This window comes from Larkinella terrae (assembly GCF_009668025.1).
Classification (GTDB): domain Bacteria; phylum Bacteroidota; class Bacteroidia; order Cytophagales; family Spirosomataceae; genus Larkinella; species Larkinella terrae.
In genome coordinates this window covers 24,617-45,126 of sequence record NZ_WJXZ01000012.1, presented here as the reverse complement: position 1 = coordinate 45,126, position 20,510 = coordinate 24,617, and the positions used below count along the sequence as shown (strand labels likewise).

14 protein-coding genes are annotated in these 20,510 nt (G+C 54.4%); 6 read left to right on the top strand and 8 right to left on the bottom strand.

The features are described 5' to 3' along the window. Positions 1–260: 260 nt before the first annotated feature. Entirely contained in the window at positions 261–1,364 is a 1,104-nt protein-coding gene (locus GJJ30_RS18630; RefSeq protein WP_154176696.1) for a hypothetical protein, read from the top strand. A 22-nt stretch (positions 1,365–1,386) separates the two neighbouring features. Here GJJ30_RS18630 and GJJ30_RS18625 read toward each other — a convergent pair whose 3' ends face one another. From GJJ30_RS18625 to GJJ30_RS18595, 7 genes are all read right to left on the bottom strand, one after another. Then, complete coding sequence (locus GJJ30_RS18625) at positions 1,387–2,946, bottom strand: ABC transporter permease/substrate-binding protein (RefSeq protein ID WP_154176695.1); 1,560 nt, start codon at positions 2,944–2,946, stop codon at positions 1,387–1,389. 94 nt (positions 2,947–3,040) lie between these two features. Beyond that, the gene (locus tag GJJ30_RS18620; protein WP_154176694.1) at positions 3,041–3,937 is read right to left on the bottom strand and encodes a DUF1207 domain-containing protein; all 897 of its coding nucleotides are present in this window, start codon (positions 3,935–3,937) and stop codon (positions 3,041–3,043) included. A gap of 57 nt (positions 3,938–3,994) precedes the next feature. Further along, positions 3,995–5,374: a dipeptidase gene (locus GJJ30_RS18615; protein ID WP_154176693.1), complete on the bottom strand. Its 1,380-nt coding sequence runs from the start codon at positions 5,372–5,374 to the stop codon at positions 3,995–3,997. 103 nt (positions 5,375–5,477) lie between these two features. Then, a complete protein-coding gene (plsY, locus tag GJJ30_RS18610) occupies positions 5,478–6,137 on the bottom strand; it encodes a glycerol-3-phosphate 1-O-acyltransferase PlsY (protein WP_154176692.1) in 660 nt (219 codons plus the stop codon). A 301-nt stretch (positions 6,138–6,438) separates the two neighbouring features. Further along, positions 6,439–9,609 carry a PVC-type heme-binding CxxCH protein gene (locus tag GJJ30_RS18605; RefSeq protein ID WP_154176691.1) on the bottom strand — a complete coding sequence of 1,057 codons (3,171 nt, stop codon included), beginning with the start codon at positions 9,607–9,609 and terminating at the stop codon, positions 6,439–6,441. Between the two features lie 55 nt (positions 9,610–9,664). After that, entirely contained in the window at positions 9,665–10,570 is a 906-nt protein-coding gene (locus tag GJJ30_RS18600) for a ThuA domain-containing protein (protein WP_154176690.1), read from the bottom strand. Between the two features lie 290 nt (positions 10,571–10,860). Then, positions 10,861–12,759: a sensor histidine kinase gene (locus GJJ30_RS18595; protein WP_170299228.1), complete on the bottom strand. Its 1,899-nt coding sequence runs from the start codon at positions 12,757–12,759 to the stop codon at positions 10,861–10,863. A gap of 227 nt (positions 12,760–12,986) precedes the next feature. Between GJJ30_RS18595 and GJJ30_RS18590 the strand changes: the two genes are divergently transcribed. The 4 genes from GJJ30_RS18590 (at position 12,987) to GJJ30_RS18575 (ending at position 16,923) form a co-directional block, all read left to right on the top strand. Then, a complete protein-coding gene (locus GJJ30_RS18590; protein WP_154176688.1) occupies positions 12,987–13,547 on the top strand; it encodes a sugar O-acetyltransferase in 561 nt (186 codons plus the stop codon). Between the two features lie 307 nt (positions 13,548–13,854). Then, entirely contained in the window at positions 13,855–14,808 is a 954-nt protein-coding gene (locus GJJ30_RS18585) for an ABC transporter ATP-binding protein (protein ID WP_154176687.1), read from the top strand. A gap of 12 nt (positions 14,809–14,820) precedes the next feature. Beyond that, positions 14,821–16,380 (top strand): ABC transporter permease/substrate-binding protein, encoded by a 1,560-nt coding sequence (locus tag GJJ30_RS18580; RefSeq protein ID WP_310588331.1) that lies wholly within the window; start codon positions 14,821–14,823, stop codon positions 16,378–16,380. Positions 16,381–16,383: 3 nt separating this feature from the next. Continuing rightward, on the top strand, positions 16,384–16,923 hold the full coding sequence (locus GJJ30_RS18575) for an AAA family ATPase (protein ID WP_154176686.1): 540 nt from the start codon (positions 16,384–16,386) through the stop codon (positions 16,921–16,923). Between the two features lie 168 nt (positions 16,924–17,091). Here the strand turns inward: GJJ30_RS18575 and GJJ30_RS18570 are convergent, their stop codons facing one another. Next, the gene (locus GJJ30_RS18570; protein WP_154176685.1) at positions 17,092–18,759 is read right to left on the bottom strand and encodes a M28 family metallopeptidase; all 1,668 of its coding nucleotides are present in this window, start codon (positions 18,757–18,759) and stop codon (positions 17,092–17,094) included. Between the two features lie 169 nt (positions 18,760–18,928). Here GJJ30_RS18570 and GJJ30_RS18565 point away from each other — a divergent pair, with 169 nt between their 5' ends. Further along, complete coding sequence (locus tag GJJ30_RS18565; RefSeq protein ID WP_154176684.1) at positions 18,929–20,506, top strand: M81 family metallopeptidase; 1,578 nt, start codon at positions 18,929–18,931, stop codon at positions 20,504–20,506. Positions 20,507–20,510 lie beyond the last annotated feature (4 nt).

Sequence of the window (20,510 nt, the reverse complement as noted above, 5' to 3'; positions counted from 1 at the left end):
GCTAGCTACTAAATTGATTAGACTGTCAATTTATGTTTTTTTTACAAAATGAGAAGGTGAATTGTAACGACATGCAAATTATTTAGCAAAGATTGACCGGAAGTGATGATCTTCACATACGATTTGCGATCGGAGGTAATCGTATGCCTTTACCGATCCAAGTCTATCACACATTAAACCTATAATCCTGGAAAACAAAAATTTGGCCTAACTGTCCTTTTCCTTTTTCTTACTTTTGCAAATATCCAATCTGATCCCCAATGGCGCTGCAACACCAACAGATCATCCGAATCGGAAGTGCCAAAGACGCGGATTCGTTATCCAAATCGCAGAAGGAATTTAACCGCCTGACCCGGAAAATCGAGACGCTGGAGAAAGACCTGGTCACTTACCGCGAAACCGCAACCCGCATTCAGCAGCAAATTCAGAAGGACCTGGTGCCGTTGCAGACGGAATACGACCAGCAACGCGCCAACCTGGTTCGCGTCTTCGACCGCGCCCACGACTCCGGCCCTTTCAAAGCCAACGAACGCAAAAAACTGGCCTACATTATTCTGAATCTGGCGTTCGATCTCATTTCCGAACACGGTCTGGACGAACTGAAACCGATCTACGACAAATACGATTCCGACGGTTACGACGCCACCAATGCCGAAGCCGATGACCTGGCGTCGGATACCCTGAAACAGATGTATGGCGCAATGTTTGGGGTTGAATTCGATGCGGATGCGGACCTGAGTTCGCCGGAAAAACTAGCCGAACAGCTGCGGCAAAAGCTGGAAGAACAACAGGCTTCTTACGAAGAAAACCGGCGGCAAACCGAAGAACGGCGTGCGCAACGGCCGAAAACGAAAAAGCAACTGGAGCGGGAAGCCAAAAAAGCGACGGAAGAACGCAGCATCACGAAAGCCGTGCGGACGGTTTACATGGATCTGGTGAAAGCGTTTCACCCGGACCGCGAACCGGACGAAGATGAAAAGGTACGCAAAACCGAAGTGATGAAGCGGATTACGGAAGCCTACGAAAAGAGCGATCTGCTGGCGTTGTTGCGGCTGCAACTGGAATATAACCGCATCGATCAGAACCATCTCGAAACGCTGGCCGAAGAGCAGTTGACGTATTACAACAAGATTCTGAAACAGCAGGCGCGGGAACTGGAAGAACAACTTTATAACCTGCAATCGCAACTTTCGTCGCTGAGTGGAAAACCGCTTTACTACGTTTCTTCGCCCGGCGCACTGGAATCAAGCTTCAAAACCGATGTGCAGGAGTTGAAACGAAGCATCAAAAACCTCAAAAATGACCTGAAGGCCTTTCAGGACGATGCGGTTTTGAAACAATGGCTGAAGTCATACCGGATTTAGAAAGTCGGGTTTTTAAAAACCGCTAGCGATCCAAAAACCGCTTCAAATCCGAGATCGACCGAATACCCAACTGTTCGGCCTGCTTCCGGCGCATCATCAGCGCATACGTATTGTTGAACCCCAGCGGTGGTAACCAGTTTAATTTGTAGCGGTTTTGAAATTCACGGCTGACGTATTGAAAAACCGCTTTGGGATCGGATTTCAGTGAATCGGCCTGAGCCGGGGGCGGCTGCAGAATGACGAGCAAACCGGTACCGGTGTATTCGGGATAGAGGTCGATGCTCCCGGCATTGAGCGCGTCGAAACAGATTTTGGTACCGCCCAGACCGGTTTTGGTGACCACTTCCAGCGCCGTGCGGTTTTCGAGCAACTGCCGCAGCAGCTCGGCCAGAATGTATTGTTCCGTAAAAATCTTGCTGCCAATCACGATCTTTCCCTGCCGTTTGGGCGATACCGACGGAATCAGCAACCCGGTTTTTTGCAGAAACCGCCGGGCCACGGCTTCCGGCGACTCGTGCAGGAAATCGGCGTGGTAATTCAACTCCGTCATCACCGAATCCGACAGTTTTCCTTCCAGCAGCTGCAACGTTTTGGGTACTTCAGGATACTGATTCAGAACGCCTTGCCGAACCACCAGCGCGGCTTCGTAAGGCGGAAACGCGTGTTTATTGTCCTCCAGAACCCGCAAGTCAAAGGCCTTGATTCGCCCGTCCGTCGAATACCCGCTGATAAGATCGACCTGTTCGCGAAAAACCGCTTCGTACATCAGATTCTGGTCGATGAGCCGGGGTGTTAGCTGCAAACCGTAAGCCCGAACCAGCCCCGGATAACCGTCGGCCCGCCCGTAAAATTCGTGCGCAAATCCGGCCGTCAATTTCGCCTGACGGCCTCCGGGCAGCCAGTAAAATGCTGATAACACGGGCGTTATGAATAGGAAAATAGCAGCAACCCGGCGTAACCTCAGTCCCTGCAACTGCTGCAATCGGGCCAGTAAAAAGTCGAGCAGGAGGGCCAGCAAAGCTGCCGGAATGGCTCCCGCCAGAATCATTGGGGTGTTATTGAGCGCAATTCCGCCAAAAATAAACTCACCCAGACCACCAGCCGCGATGTAAGCCGCCAGCGTGGCCACACCCACGTTAATGACCGTAGCCGTCCGAATACCGGCAAAAATAACCGGTAGCGCCAGCGGCAATTCCAGCCGAATTAACGTCTGCCACGCGTTCATGCCCATGCCCTGAGCCGCTTCTTTCAGCATCGGATTGACTTCCTGAATGCCGACGTAAGCATTTCGAACAATCGGGAGCAGCGCGTACAGGAATAACGCAAAAATGGCAGGCCCGACGCCAATGCCCAGAATCGGGATGAGCGAACCGAGCAGGGCAACGCTTGGAATGGTTTGCAGAATTCCCGCTGTTCCGAGCACCAGAGTCGCCAGTTTCGGGCGATATGTGATGGCGATTCCCACCGGCAAACCGATCAGCAACGCCAGACAAAGCGACAGAAACGTCAGGCCGATGTGCGTCAGGGTTTGTTCGACCAGTTTCTCCCGCTGTTGCACCACAAAGTCGAAGAATTCCAGCATGATTGCAGGTAATTGCCCCTAAATCCCCCGAAGGGGACTTTTGCAACCAGATTAGGCTGATTCCAAGTCCCCTTCGGGGGATTTAGGGGCATCTCTAAATGGGATTGAAATACACGCCAATGCCCAACCAGCGGGTTTTCTGGTTTTCGTAGACGCTGTAGGGCCGAAAACCGGTGTAGGTTTCGATCAGGAACGTCAGGTTATTGGCCGTGCGGCCCAGTTCCAGTCCCAAACCGGCTTTGATACCGGGCCGGAAATCGGTTTGCTGCCAGAGTTTCAGGTCGATTCCACCGACGAACCGCGCAAACGCCTGCGACGGTTTTCGGTAATAAAAACCGGCTTCGGCGCTCAGTCGCTTGCGTTCTTCCGGTTTCCGCAAACCAATGCCGATGCCCGCGTATTTCCGCAAACCGTTCTTCTCGTGGCTATACGTCACATCGACCAGTTCGTAATTGACCGGATTGGGCAGGTAATAATTGATCTGATTGCGGAACAGGTAATCGTCGCCGAGGTGCGACGACAGGTGATACAACCGCAACCGCCAGCTGTGGTTCCGGACCCTGATGTTGTAGAGAAAACTGATGCGGTAATCGGTATTCATCAACTGCCGCTTTTGCTTGTTCAGTTTATCGTCGTGGTAGACTTCAAACTGCGTAAACGAAGCGACGTCGAACGAGAGTTCGGTACTGCGCTCGGCCGATTTATACCAGCGAATGATCGGTTTTCGGAGTCCAAAAGTAAACGGAACGATGCTGCCGTCGTACTTTTTACCTTCCGTCCAGTAGCCTGGCAACACGCTGACGCTGGTTTGGGCTTCGAGGGGATCAAGTAAAATGGGCTCGAAGAGGTGGCCTTTCGGCAGAAATTCACGACGCGGAAACTCCGGCTCGGTAATCATCGCGGTGCGAATTACCAGCGTGTCGGGCGTTCCCTGCGCCCACGCGCCCATTGACCCGATCAGGGCAAAAAAAGGCAGTAGAAAATTCTTCATCGCGCAATAAAAAGCCTCCGGTTTTGTGCCGGAGGGAGAATTCGTTAGCGGTTATTTTCAGGCATCAACGACCGTTTTTTTCAAATCGGCGTAGTGCTTGTAGAAATACGGAATGGTTTCGATTCCCTTGTAAAAATTGAACAGGCCGTAGCTTTCGTTCGGCGAATGCAGGGCGTCGATGTCCAGTCCAAAACCCATCAGGATGGATTTAATGCCCAATTCCTTCTCAAACAGCGCCACGATGGGAATGCTGCCCCCGCCCCGGGTCGGAATGGCGTCTTTGCCCCAGGATTCGCGGAACGCGCGTCGGGCGGCTTCAAATTCGACCGAATCCGTGGGCGTTACGTAGGGCTGACCGCCGTGGTGTGGAGTAACTTTTACCGAAACCGTCGGCGGAGCGATGGCGACAAAGTGTTTCGTAAACAGTTCCGTAATCTCGTCGGGGTCCTGATTTGGCACCAGCCGCATGCTGATTTTGGCCTGCGCCTTGCCGGGCAATACGGTTTTGGCGCCTTCGCCGATGTAACCGCCCCAGATTCCGTTCACGTCGAGCGTGGGCCGGATGGAAGCCCGTTCGGGCGAGGTGTAGCCTTCTTCGCCGAAAACCGCCTTCAGGCCCAAATCCCGTTCGTATTCTTCTTCGTCGAAGGGCGCTTCGGCCAGGGCAGCCCGTTCTTCGGCACTTAATTCTTCTACTTTATCGTAAAAACCGGGAATCGTAATGCGGCCTTTCTCGTCGTGCAGCGAAGCAATCAACTGACACAACACGTTGAGCGGATTCTGCACCGCACCGCCGTACACGCCCGAATGCAGATCGCGGTTGGGACCGACCACCTCCACCTCGACGTACGACAGACCGCGCAAACCGGCTTCGATCGACGGTACATCGTTGGCAATAATGCTGGTATCGGAAATCAGCACCACGTCGGCTTTGAGCATCTCGCGGTTTTCGGCCACAAATTTGCCCAAATGATCCGACCCGATTTCTTCTTCGCCTTCGATCATCACCTTCACATTGCAGGGCAAACCGTCGGTCGCCAGCATGGCTTCGAGGGCTTTGACGTGCATGTAAAACTGGCCTTTGTCGTCGCAGGAACCGCGGGCGTAAATGCGCTCGTTGCGGATCGTGGGCTCAAACGGGGGCGTATTCCAGAGTTCGTAAGGGTCGGCGGGTTGGACGTCGTAGTGACCGTAGACCAATACTGTCGGCAGGGAATCGTCGATGATTTTTTCGGCGTAGACGACCGGATGTCCCGGTGTTTCGTGGATTCCGGCCTTGTCCAGACCGGCCGCCGTCAGTTTTTCTTTGACAAACTCGGCCGCCCGGCTCATGTCCGGTTTGAATTTGGAATCGGCGCTGACGGACGGAATCCGCAAAAGGTCGAAGAGTTCGTTCAGAAACCGCTCTTTATGTTCCGCAAAATAGGTTGATAACATGGGTTTACCGGTTTTTGTCGGGTTGACAAAGGGAATACTACCAAAAAATAACGCCCCGAAGTTAATCACTTCGGGGCGTCATGCAATCGGTATGGCTTGAAACTTATTCTTCTTCCTCTTTCTTCCGAAATTTGATGAGCCGCGTCCGGTTTTCTTCGCCATTCAGGAGTCGGGTGATGTTTTTCTGGTGCGTCAACACCACAAACAGAAAAACCAGAACGCCGAATACGATCAGCAGCGGATGTTCTTTCTGACCAAAAGCCCGCAGCAGCAACAGCACCGGAAAGGCTAAGGCGGCCATCATCGAACCCAGCGAAACGTATTGCGAAGCAATCACGACAACCAGGAAAATAGCGATGCAAACCGCAGCTACTTCGGGGTGAATGGCCAGAACCATGCCCAACAGGGAAGCAACGCCCTTGCCACCTTTAAAGTCGGCCCAGATCGGGAAAACGTGCCCAATTACGGCGACAAGGCCAAAAACCAGTTTAAACGTCAGGATTTCGTGGGTGCCGATGACGTCGAAATACCACAGCAGCGAAGATAAAATCGTGGCGGTATAACCTTTCAGCACGTCGATCAGCATCACGATCGTTCCGGCCCGTTTGCCCAGCACGCGAAACGTGTTGGTCGCGCCCGCGTTCCCACTTCCGTATTGACGAATATCTAATCCAAAGAAACCTTCTCCATACCAAACGGCAGTCGGAATGGAACCCAGCATGTAAGCCAATAATGTCGTTGCAATGATCAATAACACGTTCATTCAAGAATCTACCGCTTCGGCGGTGCGAGTAACATTGAGTACTAAATACCAAATTCACCTAAAAAGGTGCGCAGAGACTTAAAAGTAGGGATTCTTGGTGGGTTGGGACAACTTCTGAACGACAAATCTACATAAAAAAATGATTGCGTTACCGTTTAATAACACAGAACCCATCAAAAATATTCATTTAACAATATTTTAATCGTATACCCACGGACTGTTAGTCCGTGAAATCCTCCAATCTAGAGGTATTGACCTGAGATGTATGGGATCTCACGGACTAACAGTCCGTGGGTACATATTATTTCTCCAGCGGATGCGCTTTCAGCAACTGATCCGGCGAATAGAAATCCTTCTTGCTTTCCGTCGCGGCCCGCACTTTCTTCACTTGCTCCGGGGTGATGGCCGACGCCTGATTCCCGAAGGAATTCCGGACGTAGGTCAGGACGGCCGCCAGTTCGTTGTCGTTCAGCAAACCGGCAAAGGGCGTCATCGGTACCTGGCCGGGGTAGTTTTTACCCGCCACTTCAATGGGTCCCAGCAAGCCTTTCAGGGCGATTTTGATCAGACGCTCTTCGTTACCGATTACCCAGGGCGTGCCGTTCAGGGGCGGAAAACCGGAAGCGGCCAGCCCCTTGCCGTCGGCCTGGTGGCAGGTCGTGCAATAGCCTTCTTTGCCGTAAATTTCCTTGCCCGCGTTGTAGAGCGCCAGTTCCGGACCTTTCAGCGTGGATGCCGTCACTTTTTCCTTCATCGGTTTGACATTCTCGCCTTTCAGGTGGGCCACGGCGGTTTCGTAGGCATGCACCATCCAGTCGTCCAGCGGTTTTTTGGCGGCTTCGGCCAGAATCGGCAGCCCTTTTTCCGGTCCGATCCAGGAGGAAGCCACGATGGCGTCGAGCCGAACCCGGCTGTTGTCGTCTTTCACGGCCTGCATCAGCAGATCGGCCTGATCGGGAACCTGATGACCCGTGTACCGAACCACCTGAACGGCAGCGGCCCGGGCGTGGTAATCCCTGGCTTTCAGCATTTGCCGCAGCAGTTTCTGATCGACTTTGTCCATGCCCCAGCTTACCCACAACGCTTCCAGAACGTGGTGTTCATAGCGCGGATCATTTTTGTCGAGTTTGGCGACCCAGGTGTTCAGTTTCGTCAGAACCTGATTCACATCCCGCCCGCGCAGTTCGCGCCGGGTGCGGTAGCGGGTGCGGTATTCGGGCAGTTTCAGGTTGTCGAGCAGTTCTTCAATGCTTGCGCCGTCGATTTTCGCCGGTTTGACCAGCGGCCGCGACGGATACGTAATCCGGTACACCCGGCCGTGGGAGTGGTCGCGCAGCGGATCGCGGGCGTTGTGCTGCATGTGCCCGATCAGAATGTTGTGCCAGTCGATGACGTACAGCGAACCGTCGGGCGCAAACTCCATGTCAACGGGCCGGAAGTTGCGGTCTTCGCTCACGATCAGATCCGCCCGGTGGCGGCTTTTGTAACCGGTTCCGTCGTCCACCAGCGTGTGTTCTTTCATTCCCAGAAAACCGATCGTGTTATTAATCAGCATATCCCCCTGAATTTCGTCGGGAAAATGGCGGCTCGACACGAATTCCAGACCGGACGTCGGACGAACGCGGTGCGCTTCTTCGATCAATTGCACCGACTTGTGCGTTGCCTGGCCGTAGCGCGGCAACACCGAACCCGGCATCATCCAGCGCACATCCGGGCTGGAGGTTTCAGCGAAAAACGGCTGGCCCCAGTCATCGAAGGCAATCCCCCAGGGGTTCGGAATCGAAAGCTGGGCGGTGCGCTCCAGTTTGTGGCGCTGGGGCGTATACCGGTAAAAACCGCCGTTGGTCGCCCGAACCGGGCCATACGAGGTTTCGACGTTGGTATGCAGGAAAACCCCTTCGCCTGAATAAATAGCTCCCGACGGATCAACGGTGAACGCGTGACTGTTGTGGTGGGTGTCGTGGTCGTCGTAACCGCTCAGCAGGATTTCTACCTTGTCGGCTTTTTCATCGCCGTTCGTATCGGTAAATAGCTTCAGGTTGGTTCCCTGCGACACGTAAACGCCTTCTTTGGCAATCTCAAAACCGAGCGGCAGGTGCAGGTGATCGGCAAAAACCGTCTGTTTGTCGGCCTTGTTGTCGCCGTTTGTATCTTCCAGAATAATGATTTTATCGTTCGGTTTCGTGTCGCCCGGTTTGTAGTGCGGGTAACTCGGCATACAGGCCACCCACAGACGTCCTTTGTTGTCGAACGACATCTGCATCGGTTTGGCCAGATCCGGAAATTCCTGCTCCGACGCAAACAGTTCAATTTTGTAGCCCTGCGGCACTTTCAGTTTGGCGAGCGCGTCGTTGCCGTAGAGATAGGTCAGGCTCCCGTTTTTCTCCGGATTGAAGTTGGTTTTGACGGGCGGTAGGGGAGACGTTTTTTTATCCGCAACCGCGAGGTCCGTTTTTTGCCCTTTCGATGCCGCCAGCCAAACCGCCTGATCGCGGATGTCGGTCATTTCGCGGATTTTCTGAATTTCGGCGGGGTAGTTGTCCGGTCCGAACGGATTGTAGCGCCGACCGTAAACGTGTACGCCGTTCGGAATCTTGAAGTCGTTGTGCCACATCCAGTTTTTCTCGTTCACGGCGTCGTGAATCAGCGCCCGGTTGGCTTCGGCTTTCTTCGGCGCTTTTCCAAAGATCTGATCGACCAGCAGCAGGCCCAGTTTTTTGTACGCTTCTTCGTTCAGTTGCGAGCCATCGATGGTCAGATCGCCCGCCATGCTGGCGTACCATTGCTGCGAAGGCGTAAAGGCATCGACAAAAAGTACCTTGTTTTTGTCGGCAACTTCCTTCATGGCTTTGGTGTACATGGCCAGGTTCTCGTTTTCCTTCCTGCCGTTCGGCACATCCATTTTACCCGACAAATCCTCGAACGCGATGGGCGACACGATGGCGAGTTGCGGGGCCGAAGTCCCGTTGTATTTCTGGCTCAGTGTCCATTTGATGAACGCATCCAGTTCGGCCTTGTAGTTTTCCAGCTTTTCCGGTCCCTGAAACGATTCGTTGTAGCCAAAAAACGCAATAATGATGTCGGTTTTCAGCCGGGTGAGCCATTGATCAGGCGTTTCAAAATGGCCTTCGCTCTGAGATGGATTGGCGTATTCGGTCTGGAATTTTTCGGCACCGGGAAATGCCCAGGGCGAATTCCGGCTGGCGTGGGGCCGAAAACCGGGCGTGTCGCCCCCGTCGCACATGTTGCGGATGTGCAGCGAATTTTCCGGGTAACGGACGTGCAGTTCGGTTTCGAAATTGTCGTAATTCATCATCCGCGACCCCAGGTTGTTGCCGAGCAGCATGATGTGCGAACCTTTCTGGAGCGTCAGCGTCGGTGGGCCGGTTTGGAAAGCCGTGAACGCAATAAAGGCCAATCCAGCCACGCCCACCAGACCGACGAGGCTGAATATGCGGGATTTATTCTTCATTAGTTAATGGGTTTAGCTATAGGTAGTTGGTCACGCAGACGTACAAAAACCGCCCTCATTTCGGGTGGCCGTACGGAACGTTGATGTCAATTTTGCCCTTCCATTTTTTCGGAACCGGTTTGCCCAGCGCCCAGTGAATGCCGTTAATGACCAGGTGCTGGAACGACTCGACCTGAAAATCTTCCGGGTGGCCCATCGTTGTCATGAAAGCGCGGCCGCCCCACTGGTTTTTCCAGGTCCAGGCCACCGGGTTTTCGATGTCGGCTTTGTCGGGATTAACGGATTTGCCGGTTAGCAGGAGCGTAGCCCCTTTGGCCGGGTAATCGGGCTTGACGCGGTACAGCCAGGACGACACGTGAAACGAAGGCGCAACGCCCGTCAGAATCGGATTTTTGGCTTCTTCGGGAATAATCGTGACGTCGGTCGTGCTCTTGTGGCCGTAGTGCGTGTGTTTGGCCGCTCCGCCCCAGCCCGGCGGACTGCCGAACGCAAATTCACCGAAGGAATTCCAGCGGACCCGGGGGTCACCTTCCGGGTAGTTGAAGGCGTGGGTGGTAGTCCGGAAACCGACGACCGGTTTGCCGGATTTGAGGTAAGCGTCGATGTAATCGAGTTGTTCCTGCGGAAGCAGCCGCCAGCGCAGGTAAAAAACCGCCAGATCGGCCTCGCGCAGGACTTCCAGACCCGGAATGTCTTTTTCGCCGTTGTAATCGGGTACAGATTTCAGGACTTTCGTCCGCATGCCGTAGTTTTTTTCCAGTTCGGCGGCAATCAGCGGCAGGGTCAACTCCCCGCTGTATTCGTGGTCACCAGTAACAAAAACGACATACGGTTTATTGGCTTTGGCCGGGAGGGCTTTCAGGCTTTCGGCGAGGGCTTCGTTTTCGGCCAGACTCAGCAGGCCGGTCAGGCCCAGCAAGCCGGAGGTCTGTTGCAAAAAAGCTCTGCGTTTAGTTTTCATGCAAAGTACGGTTTTGGGTTTCGGGGAAACTCTTTATGATAAGTCGATTGGTCGCCGAATATACCCATAAATTTGAATTTTAACCGGTTTTACCCGCGTGATGCCCCCAACCCCCTGAAGGGGGCTTTTAAAGCTGGCGGAGCTAAGCCCCCTTCAGGGGGTTGGGGGCATCACGCGGAGGTTGGGGCACTTTCCATTTTCAATACCCCGGATTTTGCACCAGCTTGTTATTATTCCGGATTTCGGCGGTTTCGATATCGTCCAGCTTCTGAAATTCCAGCCGGAGGTACTTATAAGCTCGAATCGGCATAAGGGTGAGGCATTTGCGTTTCTACCCGGCTGGTAGACGGAACCGGAAACCGCAGGATTACGCGGGTGCCCTGGCCCGGTTTCGAATCGATTTGTACGGTCCCGTCCAGCGCAGCCGCCCGGTGTTGCTGATTCTGTAGCCCCGTACCCATCGATAGCGCATTGGGCGAAAAACCGATGCCATTGTCGTGGATGGTCAGGCAAAGGGTATGGGCGTCTTCGACTACCAGCCGGATGGTGACTTCCGTCGCCCGGGCGTGTTTAACAACGTTATACAGGGCTTCCCTGTAAAGCAATGACAGGTTCCGCCATTGATCCGGTGGCAGGAGCGAGAGGTGATGGGTGGAAATTTCCAGTACCGGACGGATGCCGGTATGCTCAAAAAGACTGTCGGCAATATTTTGCAGACGATTCGCGGCAGGGTCCGTTTTGGTTTGATGGAGCGTCAAACTCCAGACAATGTCGCGCATCCGCTCCATAATGTGCCGGGCGGTTTCGCCGATGGTCGTCAGGGCGGTTTGGGCCAGCGCGGGTTGGTGCGCCAGCCGCCCAATCGCCACCTGGCTCAGGATGCTGATCCCGCTTAGTTCGGAACCGAGTTCGTCGTGCAGATCGCGGGCGATTTCGCCTCGGATCTGAAGTAATTGATCTTGTTTACGCTGATTTTCCTTCAGTTGTTCGACCAGTGCCGTCTGCGTCTGCAATTTTTCCTGCATCGCCAGTTGTTGCCGTTTCGCCAGACCGATCGAGAAAGCCAGCAACTCGGCAATGTAGCTGGTGGCCCAGATCAGAACTTCCCGGAAATCCTGACCGGGCACGTCATAAAACACCTGCTGATTGATAAAACTGATCAGCCCGCCGGTGAGGAAAAAAACCATTCCCCAAAATAGGTATTTAATCGTCGCGTCGTAAAAACGCCACAAGACCCAGAGCGTAAACAGACCGAAAACCATCAGGCTGACTTCGAGGAAACTGTAGGTAACAATCAGGAATGGACTCAGCAGTCGCTTGATGGTAATGAAGAGGTCGAAAGCGCCCAGGCCGAACAAAATCCAGCCCATCCAGTAAAAAATCCGGTTTAGATGGGGTGCACGGGTGTCCAGTTGCACGTAAGATCGCACAAAAAGCGTATAGGCCGATAAAGACCAGAAAAACATGGTTAATGAGGCACGTCCGGTAAAGCCGATCTCCCGAAAAACCGGCCAGGTGTCAACGACGATGAACCCGTCGAGCATCAGCAACCGGACTAACACCAGCAATAGATAGAGGGCATAATACAGATACATCCGCTCACGCAGCAGGAAGAATTGGGCGCTGGTGAAGAGAAACATCATCAGGATAATGCCCCAGAAAAACGTTTCACCCGAGCGATTTCGGTATTTGGATTCGTAGAGCCAGAGCGCTTCTTTGGCCTTATAAGCCGCCGGGGTGAATAGCCGGACCGGAAACGATCGGGCGTATACCCGCGTCCTGTTCAAAATCTGGAGTCGGTATGCCGCCGATTGCCCCGGTTCCAGGGTAAACAAAACCAGATTTTTGTCGCGCAGGTAAGGCATCACTCGATCCGGCGGGGGGCGGGTCGCGGTCAATTGACCCGTATAATCAAGTAAGATCAGCGCATTACCCCGTTCCTGATACAGCCGGATCGAGTCGGCAAAGTCCCCAACCTCGATCACTACGGGCGCGGGTTGCGAACCGGGGTTTATCACAACAAACCGGTGTTCGGTGGTTTGCTGCGATGGGGTTTGCGCGGCAGGCAGGTCAACCTGTTGCGTCGAGCCAAACGGATAAACCAGCCGCTGGGCCAGAAGTGGACTTACCAGGAGCAGGCCCACCAGAAGGAGCAGGAAAGCTTTGCTAACGGAAGTAGCGGAAACCATACTGACATTAGTTTCTTCAAGATAAAGAAACCCGTTCTGAAAAAGGATAAAAAGTCCATTTTGGCGGGTTAAATTGAGCGATCGGTTTTTGCCTGGGGGCATTCGTTGCACTTTTTACCCGGAGGAGAAAGAACCGCTCGCTATCTTTTTCAGGGACAGGATAATTTGTGCGGAAAATCGTATGATATTGGCTTGATTTGTGACGGTATTTCTACCTAAACCAACGTATGACCGAACGCGAAAAAATGCTGGCCGGCGAGTGGTACTGGGCCAACGACCCCGAGTTGCTGGCCATGCGCGCCCGCGCCCGGGAGCTATTCATGCGGTATAACCAGACGCTGAACAGCGAACAACCGCTTCGGGAGGAAATTCTGGGCACTTTGCTTGGATCGGTGGGCAAAAATCCGGATGTGCAACCGCCTTTTTACTGCGATTATGGCGATTACATTCACCTGGGCGATACGGTTTTTATCAACTACAACTGCACCATCCTGGATTACTGCCCGGTTACGATTGGCAACAATGTCCTGATCGGCCCCAACGTGAGTCTGTATGCTGCGAGTCATCCGCTGCTGGCCAGTCACCGGATTCAGAAAGGGTCCGATATTGCGAAACCGATCACGATTGGCAACAACGTTTGGCTGGCCGGCAACGTTGTCGTGTGCCCGGGTGTGACCATCGGCGACAACACCACCATCGGAGCGGGCAGCGTCGTAACGCGCGATATTCCCGCCAATGTCTTTGCCGCCGGAAATCCCTGCCGCGTGATTCGGGAAATCACGGAATAAAACCGGGATTTGTAAAAAATGGATTTCGAGTTAACGAAACATTTAATACATAATCGATTAACCATGAGATTATTGGCCGCTTAGCGGTCAAACGTTTGTAGAAAATTATCCATTTAGGATCCAGGACTCGCGTGCCTTTAGGTACGCAACCTGTGACAATCGTTGCGTACCTAAAGGCACGCGGAGAAATTGAGCGACCATAATGGCTACAAACATATCGTGCCGATGGCACTTAGTTAGGTCTTAATCAATGGGTAATTAAAACTATAAACCATATACTAAAAACCGTTCAACTATTTATATACCTATGATTGCGGTTCGTCAGCTAACCAAGCAGTATCCAACTCACCTGGCCGTCGATGACGTCTCTTTTGAGGTGGGGCAACGGGAAACGCTGGTGCTGCTGGGGACCAGCGGTTCCGGCAAAACCACCACCCTGAAAATGATCAACCGGCTGATCGAGCCGACGTCCGGAACGATTCAGATCAACGGCCGTGACAGCCGCGAGCGAAAGCTGCACGAACTGCGCCGGGAAATCGGCTACGTGATTCAGGAAACCGGTTTATTTCCGCATTATACCATCGGCGAAAACATCGCGCTGGTGCCCCGGCTGCTGGAGTGGGACGAACGGCGGATTCAAAACCGCATCCGCGAACTGCTGGCCATGCTCCGCTTGCCCGAAACGTATCTGAATGTTTATCCCAATCAGCTGAGCGGAGGGCAACGGCAGCGGGTCGGACTCGCCCGGGCGCTGGCCGCGCAACCGTCGATTCTGCTGATGGACGAACCGCTGGGCGCGCTCGATCCCGTGACACGGAGCGCCATTCGACGGGAATTCAAAAATCTGGAAGAACTCCGCCAGAAAACCATCGTTCTGGTGACGCACGACATTCGGGAAGCGTTTGAACTCGGCGACCGCGTGGCCCTGATGGACGGCGGACGCATTCAGCAGATCGGTACACCCAAAGAACTGCTTTTGCAGCCAGTCAATGACTTCGTGCGCAATTTTTTCGCCGACCAATGGCTGTCGCTGCAGTTGCACGTCTTTTCGCTGCAGGATTTAGCGCCGTATCTGCCCAACGAAACCGCTCCGCCACCGGAAGCCCGGCTATTTCCGGCCCAGACTCAGCTCGCCGATGCGCTGAATGAACTGTCCGGCCCCGAAGCCATCGCTTTTAAAACCGGTCAGCATTTTGTCGCCGTCCAATCGGCAACGATCTGGCCCGCGTTGGGGCAATTACTCCAGAAACAAACCGTCTAAACCGCAGCTGCCGTGCAGGAGTTTTTCAAATTCATCGTTGAACACGCCGATAAACTGGCCGAACAAACCCTGACGCACATCGGGCTGACGTTTCTGTCGTTGTGCGTCGCGCTGGTGATTGGCATTCCGCTGGGCATCCTGATCTCCTTCCGGCCCCGGCTGGTCGGTTTTACGCTCGGATCGGTGGGCGTGCTGCAAACCATTCCGAGCATTGCGCTGCTGGGGTTCATGATTCCGCTGCTGGGCATTGGGCCGGGACCGGCCATTGTGGCCCTGTTTCTGTATGCGCTGCTGCCCATTGTTCAAAACACGTACGTCGGCATTCGGGAAGTGAGTCCGGCGCTGAAAGAAGCCGCCCGGGGCATGGGCCTGACCCGCTGGCAGATACTGTTCCGGCTCGAATTGCCGCTGGCGCTGCCAGTTATTTTCGCCGGAATCCGCACGGCCACCGTGATCAATGTGGGCGTGGCCACGCTGGCGGCTTACCTGGCAGCTGGCGGTCTGGGCGAGTTTATTTTCGGCGGTATTGCGCTCAACAACACGAATATGATTCTGGCCGGAACGATTCCGTCGGCCCTGCTGGCCATTCTGTTCGATGCCGGACTGGCGCGTTTGCAGAACCTGCGCGGCTTGTGGCGGTATCGGGTGATGATTGTATTTTTCCTGCTGGCCCCGGTTTTATCGTCGTTTTACTGGTATCCGGCGGGCGGTCAGCCCCGTTTGCACGCCGGTTTTGCCCACGAGTTTTACGGCCGCGCCGACGGCTATCCGGCCCTGATCCGCACGTATGACCTGCACCTGGCCGCGCGGCTGATCGACCAGAATCTGATGTACGAAGCGGTTCATACTGATCTCGTTGACATCATCAGCGGCTATTCAACCGACGGGCGCATTAAAGCCTTTAACCTCCGGACGCTGGCCGACGATAAACACGCCTTTCCACCTTATCAGGCCGCGTTTGTGGTTCGCGAAGCCAGTTTGAAAAAATACCCGGAGCTTCAGCCGACGCTGGATCTGCTCGCCGGACAACTGTCGGATTCGTCGATGACCGAGCTGAATTACCAGGTCGATTATTTGCACAAGTCGCCCGAAGCCGTCGCCCGGGAGTTTCTGAACCAGACTGGTTTGCTGCAGAAACCGTACGTCGGCAAGCGGCAGGGCAAGCTGGTGGTGGGCGCCATGATTTTTACGGAACAATACATTCTGGTCGAAATTCTGCGGCAACTGGTGGAAAACCGGACGGCCTTAGCGGTGGTTACCAAAACCGGTCTGGGCGGCACCAAAATCTGCTTCGACGCGCTGAATGCCGGGAGCATCGACCTGTATCCCGAATACACCGGCACCGGTTTACTCGTGATTTTGCAGCCGCCCCTGGCCGTTTCCGATTCGCTGCAAGTGGACACAAAAGCAGTTTATGACTATGTCAGTACCGAATTTCGGCGGCAGTATCAACTCAGCTGGCAAAAACCGCTGGGTTTCAACAACACCTACGCGCTGATGATGCGCGAATCGCAGGCCGGACAACTGGGCATCCGAACCAACTCGGAACTGAAACGATACCTGGATCAATAAAGCATGCGCATTCACATTATGGGCGCTTCCGGTGCGGGATCGACCACCTTTGGCCGTCAGTTAGCCCAAAAACTGGCTATCCCCTATTTTGACAGCGACGATTTTTTCTGGATCAAAACGGAACCACCTTACCAGAACCGACGCCATCCTGACGAACGAAACCGCCTGTGTAAAGCAGCACTGGCCGGTCATCCCGATTGTATTTTAGGTGGCTCCGTCAGCAATTGGGGTGATGGCTGGGAAAACCGCTTCGATCTGGTGGTGTTCCTCCGGATTCCGCCGGAGATCCGCATCGAGCGATTGCGCAAAAGGGAGTTTGAACGCTTCGGTGACGTCATTCTGACGGACGGCGAACGGCGAAAAACCTACGAAGAATTCATTGAATGGGCCGCCGGTTACGACAACGATACGGCTCAGGGACGCACGTTAAGCTCGCACCTGAACTGGCTCCGGAAAGTAACCTGCCCGGTGTTGACCATTGAAGGTGATACAACCGTTACGGAACGAATGGAGCGGGTTTTGGAAGTAATTACCAAATCCTGATCATTGGCCCGCGTGTTCCTGCGCAAACACCAGAAGACGGTCATATTCCGACCGGCGCAGGCAGTCGCGCTGTTGTACTGGCAGCCTGCGCCACCGGGCCGACGTCTCTCGGTTGGGGCAGATTCGAATGAGAGAATTTTAAAGTTCAGCAAAACCGTCTTTTGATCGCTACTTTCCGCTATCCGTCTGCGGTTTTCTCCCAAACTTATTCCCGAAGAAATCGCCCGGATTCCAGGTGGGGCGGTTCGGATTCTGGGCGGTCAGGTATCCGATCAGGAACTGGAGCTGGGCGTGTCTGGCGGCCGCGTTGAAATCGAACGGCTGGTTGATTTCATCCTGGGGTGAGTGGTAGATCGTGGCCCGCCAGTCGAGGTTCAGCTTCAACCCGTCGAGTTCCGGATTGCCGGTTTGCGTGCCGCTTTTGATGTAAATGGCCGGAATACCGTGCCGGACAAAGCTGAAATGGTCGCTGCGCATAAACACCACCTGCTCCGGAATCGGGTCTTTGGCAACCTTCACACCCAGGTAATTCGCCACCGTATTGACCTCTTTCGCCATGCTCGAATGCTCGGAGCCGTAGGGCACAATGTCCACCAGTTGATGGAAGAAAAAAGGCATATCCAGGCACAGATTGGCGACGATGTTCTCCTGCGGAACCGTCGGATTGCTGGCGAAATAATCGGAACCGAGCAGACCCATTTCCTCCGCCGTTACGGCCACAAACAGAATGGATCGCTTCGGATGCTGGGGCAGCGAGGTATACATCCGGGCCGCTTCGAGGTTGATGGCAACGCCCGACGCATTGTCGTGGGCACCGTTAAAAATCGAGTCGCCTTTGACGGGCCGCCCCACGCCGAGGTGATCGAGGTGGGAAACGTAAACGACGTACTCATTTTTCAAAACCGGGTCCGAACCGGGCAACAAACCGACGACATTATACCCGGCAATGTCGCCACCGGAACGCGTTTCGGTTTTGACCCGCACCGAGAAATTGAGCGGAAACGTTTGCGGAATGCTCTTGTTGGCCGCAGCGATCACGTCCGCCAGCGAATGCCCGGATTCGGCAAAAACCGCCCGCGCCGTTGAATCGCCCAGGGAAACCACGGCTTTCAGTTCCGGATAAACCCGCTGCGGTTTGCCGTCCTTGTCGAGCCAGCGGTAGGTACCCTGCCGCGCCCGCGTGGCCGAGGCTTCCATGCGGTTTCGAACGTCGGTCGGCAGGCTGAACGAAATCACCCCGACCGCGCCGTGGGCAGCCGCATTTTCCAGCTTGGCCGAACCGTGGTAGGCCCGCTGGTTGGACGGAAAAGCCGCCGGAGCGCCGTTGAAATACGCCACAATTTTGCCTTTGACGTCGACATTCTTGTAATCGTCGTAATTCAGATCGGGCGCCGTGACGCCAAAACCGACGAAAACAACGGGCGCCGTGACCTCACTTTTTTCACTGCCGTAAACCGGACTCAGGTTGTAGTTCTTTCCGAGAACGAGCGGTTTTTCGCCTTTTTTGTCAATGAGTGTCAGCGAACTGTTTTCTTCATTCACGCGCCACTGGCGCAGCGGCACCTTCTGCAAATACGTTTGTTGCTCGCCCGCAGGCTGCAAACCCAGCGCTTCAAACTGCGAAATGACGTAATTGGCCGCCAGCCGATACCCGCGCGTTCCCGGTTTCCGGCCCTCCATCGCATCGTCAGCCAGAAACCGCATGTGGGCGCGAATGGCTTCCGGTTTGACGGATTGAGCCGCCGTGCGGGCTTCGACCGGAATGCCGGACTTGTCCTGCGCGGAGGCAATGGCCATGCTGAGCAGTAAAAAGTTTAAGGTTAAGACGGTTTTCATGGTCAGTCGCAATTATTCAAACAACTAAGTTACTAAAAAAAGAAAAGCGGCATGATTGAACGCCCGCTTTCTGATGCTAGAAGCGGCTTCGGCACCGACGGCCGGGATTCTGCCGCATGAAAAAGCTAAAACTATTGGCCTGCTCTGGTGAATGGATTAACTTGTGGGTATGAAACATCTTCTATTGGCCCTAACGGCCTGGTTTTCGGTTCTTGGTAGTGGATTGGCCCAATCGACCGCCAACCCGAATGGAGCAAAATTGCCCCGAATTGCCATTGCGGGTTTGGGAATTGAATCGAGTACATTTTCCCCGGCGGTTACACAGGAAGAAGCCTTTCACGCCCGCTATGGCCCCGAAGTCTTCAATGCCTATCCGTTTATGTTGCCGGTTTCGCCCCTGCGTAAACAGGCGATGTGGGTTCCGACAATCGTGGGAAAATCGCTGCCCGGCGGGGCCGTAACCCGGGAAGCCTACGAATCGCTGGTCAACAAAACGCTGGATTCGCTCAAAAAATACGCTCCCTACGATGGGCTGTATTTTGATATTCACGGCGCCATGAGCGTCAAAGGACTCGACGATCCGGAAGGTGATTTTATCGCCCGAATCCGGAAGGTGATTGGCTATAAAACGCTCATTTCCACTTCGATGGACTTGCACGGTTGCGTGTCCTGGCGACTGGCGCAGAATACGGATTTGATCACCTGTTACCGGCTGGCTCCGCACGAGGATGCCATGCAAACCAAGGAACGGGCCGTGGTCAATCTGATCGAGCGGATTAAAAGTGGCAAAGGGAAACCCGCTTACAAAGCCTGGATTGCTGTTCCGATTCTGTTGCCGGGCGAAAAAACCAGCACGCGCATCGAACCGGGAAAGAGCCTTTATCAGCAGGTGGCGCCCATTGCCGACCACAACGCGGGGATTGTCGACGCGGGCATGTGGATTAGCTACGCGTGGGCGGATGAGCCTCGTAATCACGCCGTTGTCATGGTGGTTGGCGACGATAAAGCGAAAGTAACCCAGTCGGCCGAGAAGCTGGCCCAGGCTTTCTGGAACGTCCGGAAACAGTTCGATTTCGTGGCCCCGACCGGCACGCTCGATGAGGTGCTGGCGAAAGCTATTCCCAGTCAGAAACGTCCCTTTTTTATCAGCGATACCGGCGATAATCCAACGGCGGGCGGGGCCGGTGACGTGACCTGGACGATCACGCAGATTCTGGCGCGCCCGGAGTTCCAGCGGGCGGATGGTCCGTCGTTGATTTATGCGTCCATTCCCGATCCGGGTCTGGTGAAAAAAGCCATTGCAGCGGGTGTCGGCGGCAAAGTGGACGGCACGGCGGGGGCGATTGTCGACGCCCGGTTTGCTCCGCCGGTTCCGCTGAAAGGCACGGTCGAATCGATCGTTTACGGCGACAAAGACGCTGAAGTAGAGGTAGTTGTGAAGGTAGGTAGTGTCCGCGTCATTGTAACGCAGAAACGGAAACCGTACCACAAGGAAATCGATTTTACCCGTCTGAACCTGAATCCCCGAAAATCCGATATCGTCGTGGTAAAAATCGGCTATCTCGAGCCCGAATTATACGCCATGCAGGCCGACTGGATCATGGCCCTGACACCCGGTGGAGTCGATCAGGATCTGTTTCGGCTGACCTATAAACGGATTAACCGGCCCATTTTCCCTTTTAACCCGGACATGAAAACGCCGGACTTATCGGCCAAACTGGTGCCCCTTTCCGGCGAATCGAAGTAATCAT

Coding starts and splice junctions, on each gene's coding strand:
- GJJ30_RS18575 (WP_154176686.1), top strand. CDS start 16,384: ATGCGCATTCACATTATGGGCGCTTCCGGTGCGGGATCGACCACCTTT.
- GJJ30_RS18620 (WP_154176694.1), bottom strand. CDS start 3,937: ATGAAGAATTTTCTACTGCCTTTTTTTGCCCTGATCGGGTCAATGGGC.
- GJJ30_RS18585 (WP_154176687.1), top strand. CDS start 13,855: ATGATTGCGGTTCGTCAGCTAACCAAGCAGTATCCAACTCACCTGGCC.
- GJJ30_RS18590 (WP_154176688.1), top strand. CDS start 12,987: ATGACCGAACGCGAAAAAATGCTGGCCGGCGAGTGGTACTGGGCCAAC.
- GJJ30_RS18630 (WP_154176696.1), top strand. CDS start 261: ATGGCGCTGCAACACCAACAGATCATCCGAATCGGAAGTGCCAAAGAC.
- GJJ30_RS18565 (WP_154176684.1), top strand. CDS start 18,929: ATGAAACATCTTCTATTGGCCCTAACGGCCTGGTTTTCGGTTCTTGGT.
- GJJ30_RS18600 (WP_154176690.1), bottom strand. CDS start 10,570: ATGAAAACTAAACGCAGAGCTTTTTTGCAACAGACCTCCGGCTTGCTG.
- GJJ30_RS18605 (WP_154176691.1), bottom strand. CDS start 9,609: ATGAAGAATAAATCCCGCATATTCAGCCTCGTCGGTCTGGTGGGCGTG.
- GJJ30_RS18625 (WP_154176695.1), bottom strand. CDS start 2,946: ATGCTGGAATTCTTCGACTTTGTGGTGCAACAGCGGGAGAAACTGGTC.
- GJJ30_RS18615 (WP_154176693.1), bottom strand. CDS start 5,374: ATGTTATCAACCTATTTTGCGGAACATAAAGAGCGGTTTCTGAACGAA.
- GJJ30_RS18595 (WP_170299228.1), bottom strand. CDS start 12,759: ATGGTTTCCGCTACTTCCGTTAGCAAAGCTTTCCTGCTCCTTCTGGTG.
- GJJ30_RS18570 (WP_154176685.1), bottom strand. CDS start 18,759: ATGAAAACCGTCTTAACCTTAAACTTTTTACTGCTCAGCATGGCCATT.
- plsY (WP_154176692.1), bottom strand. CDS start 6,137: ATGAACGTGTTATTGATCATTGCAACGACATTATTGGCTTACATGCTG.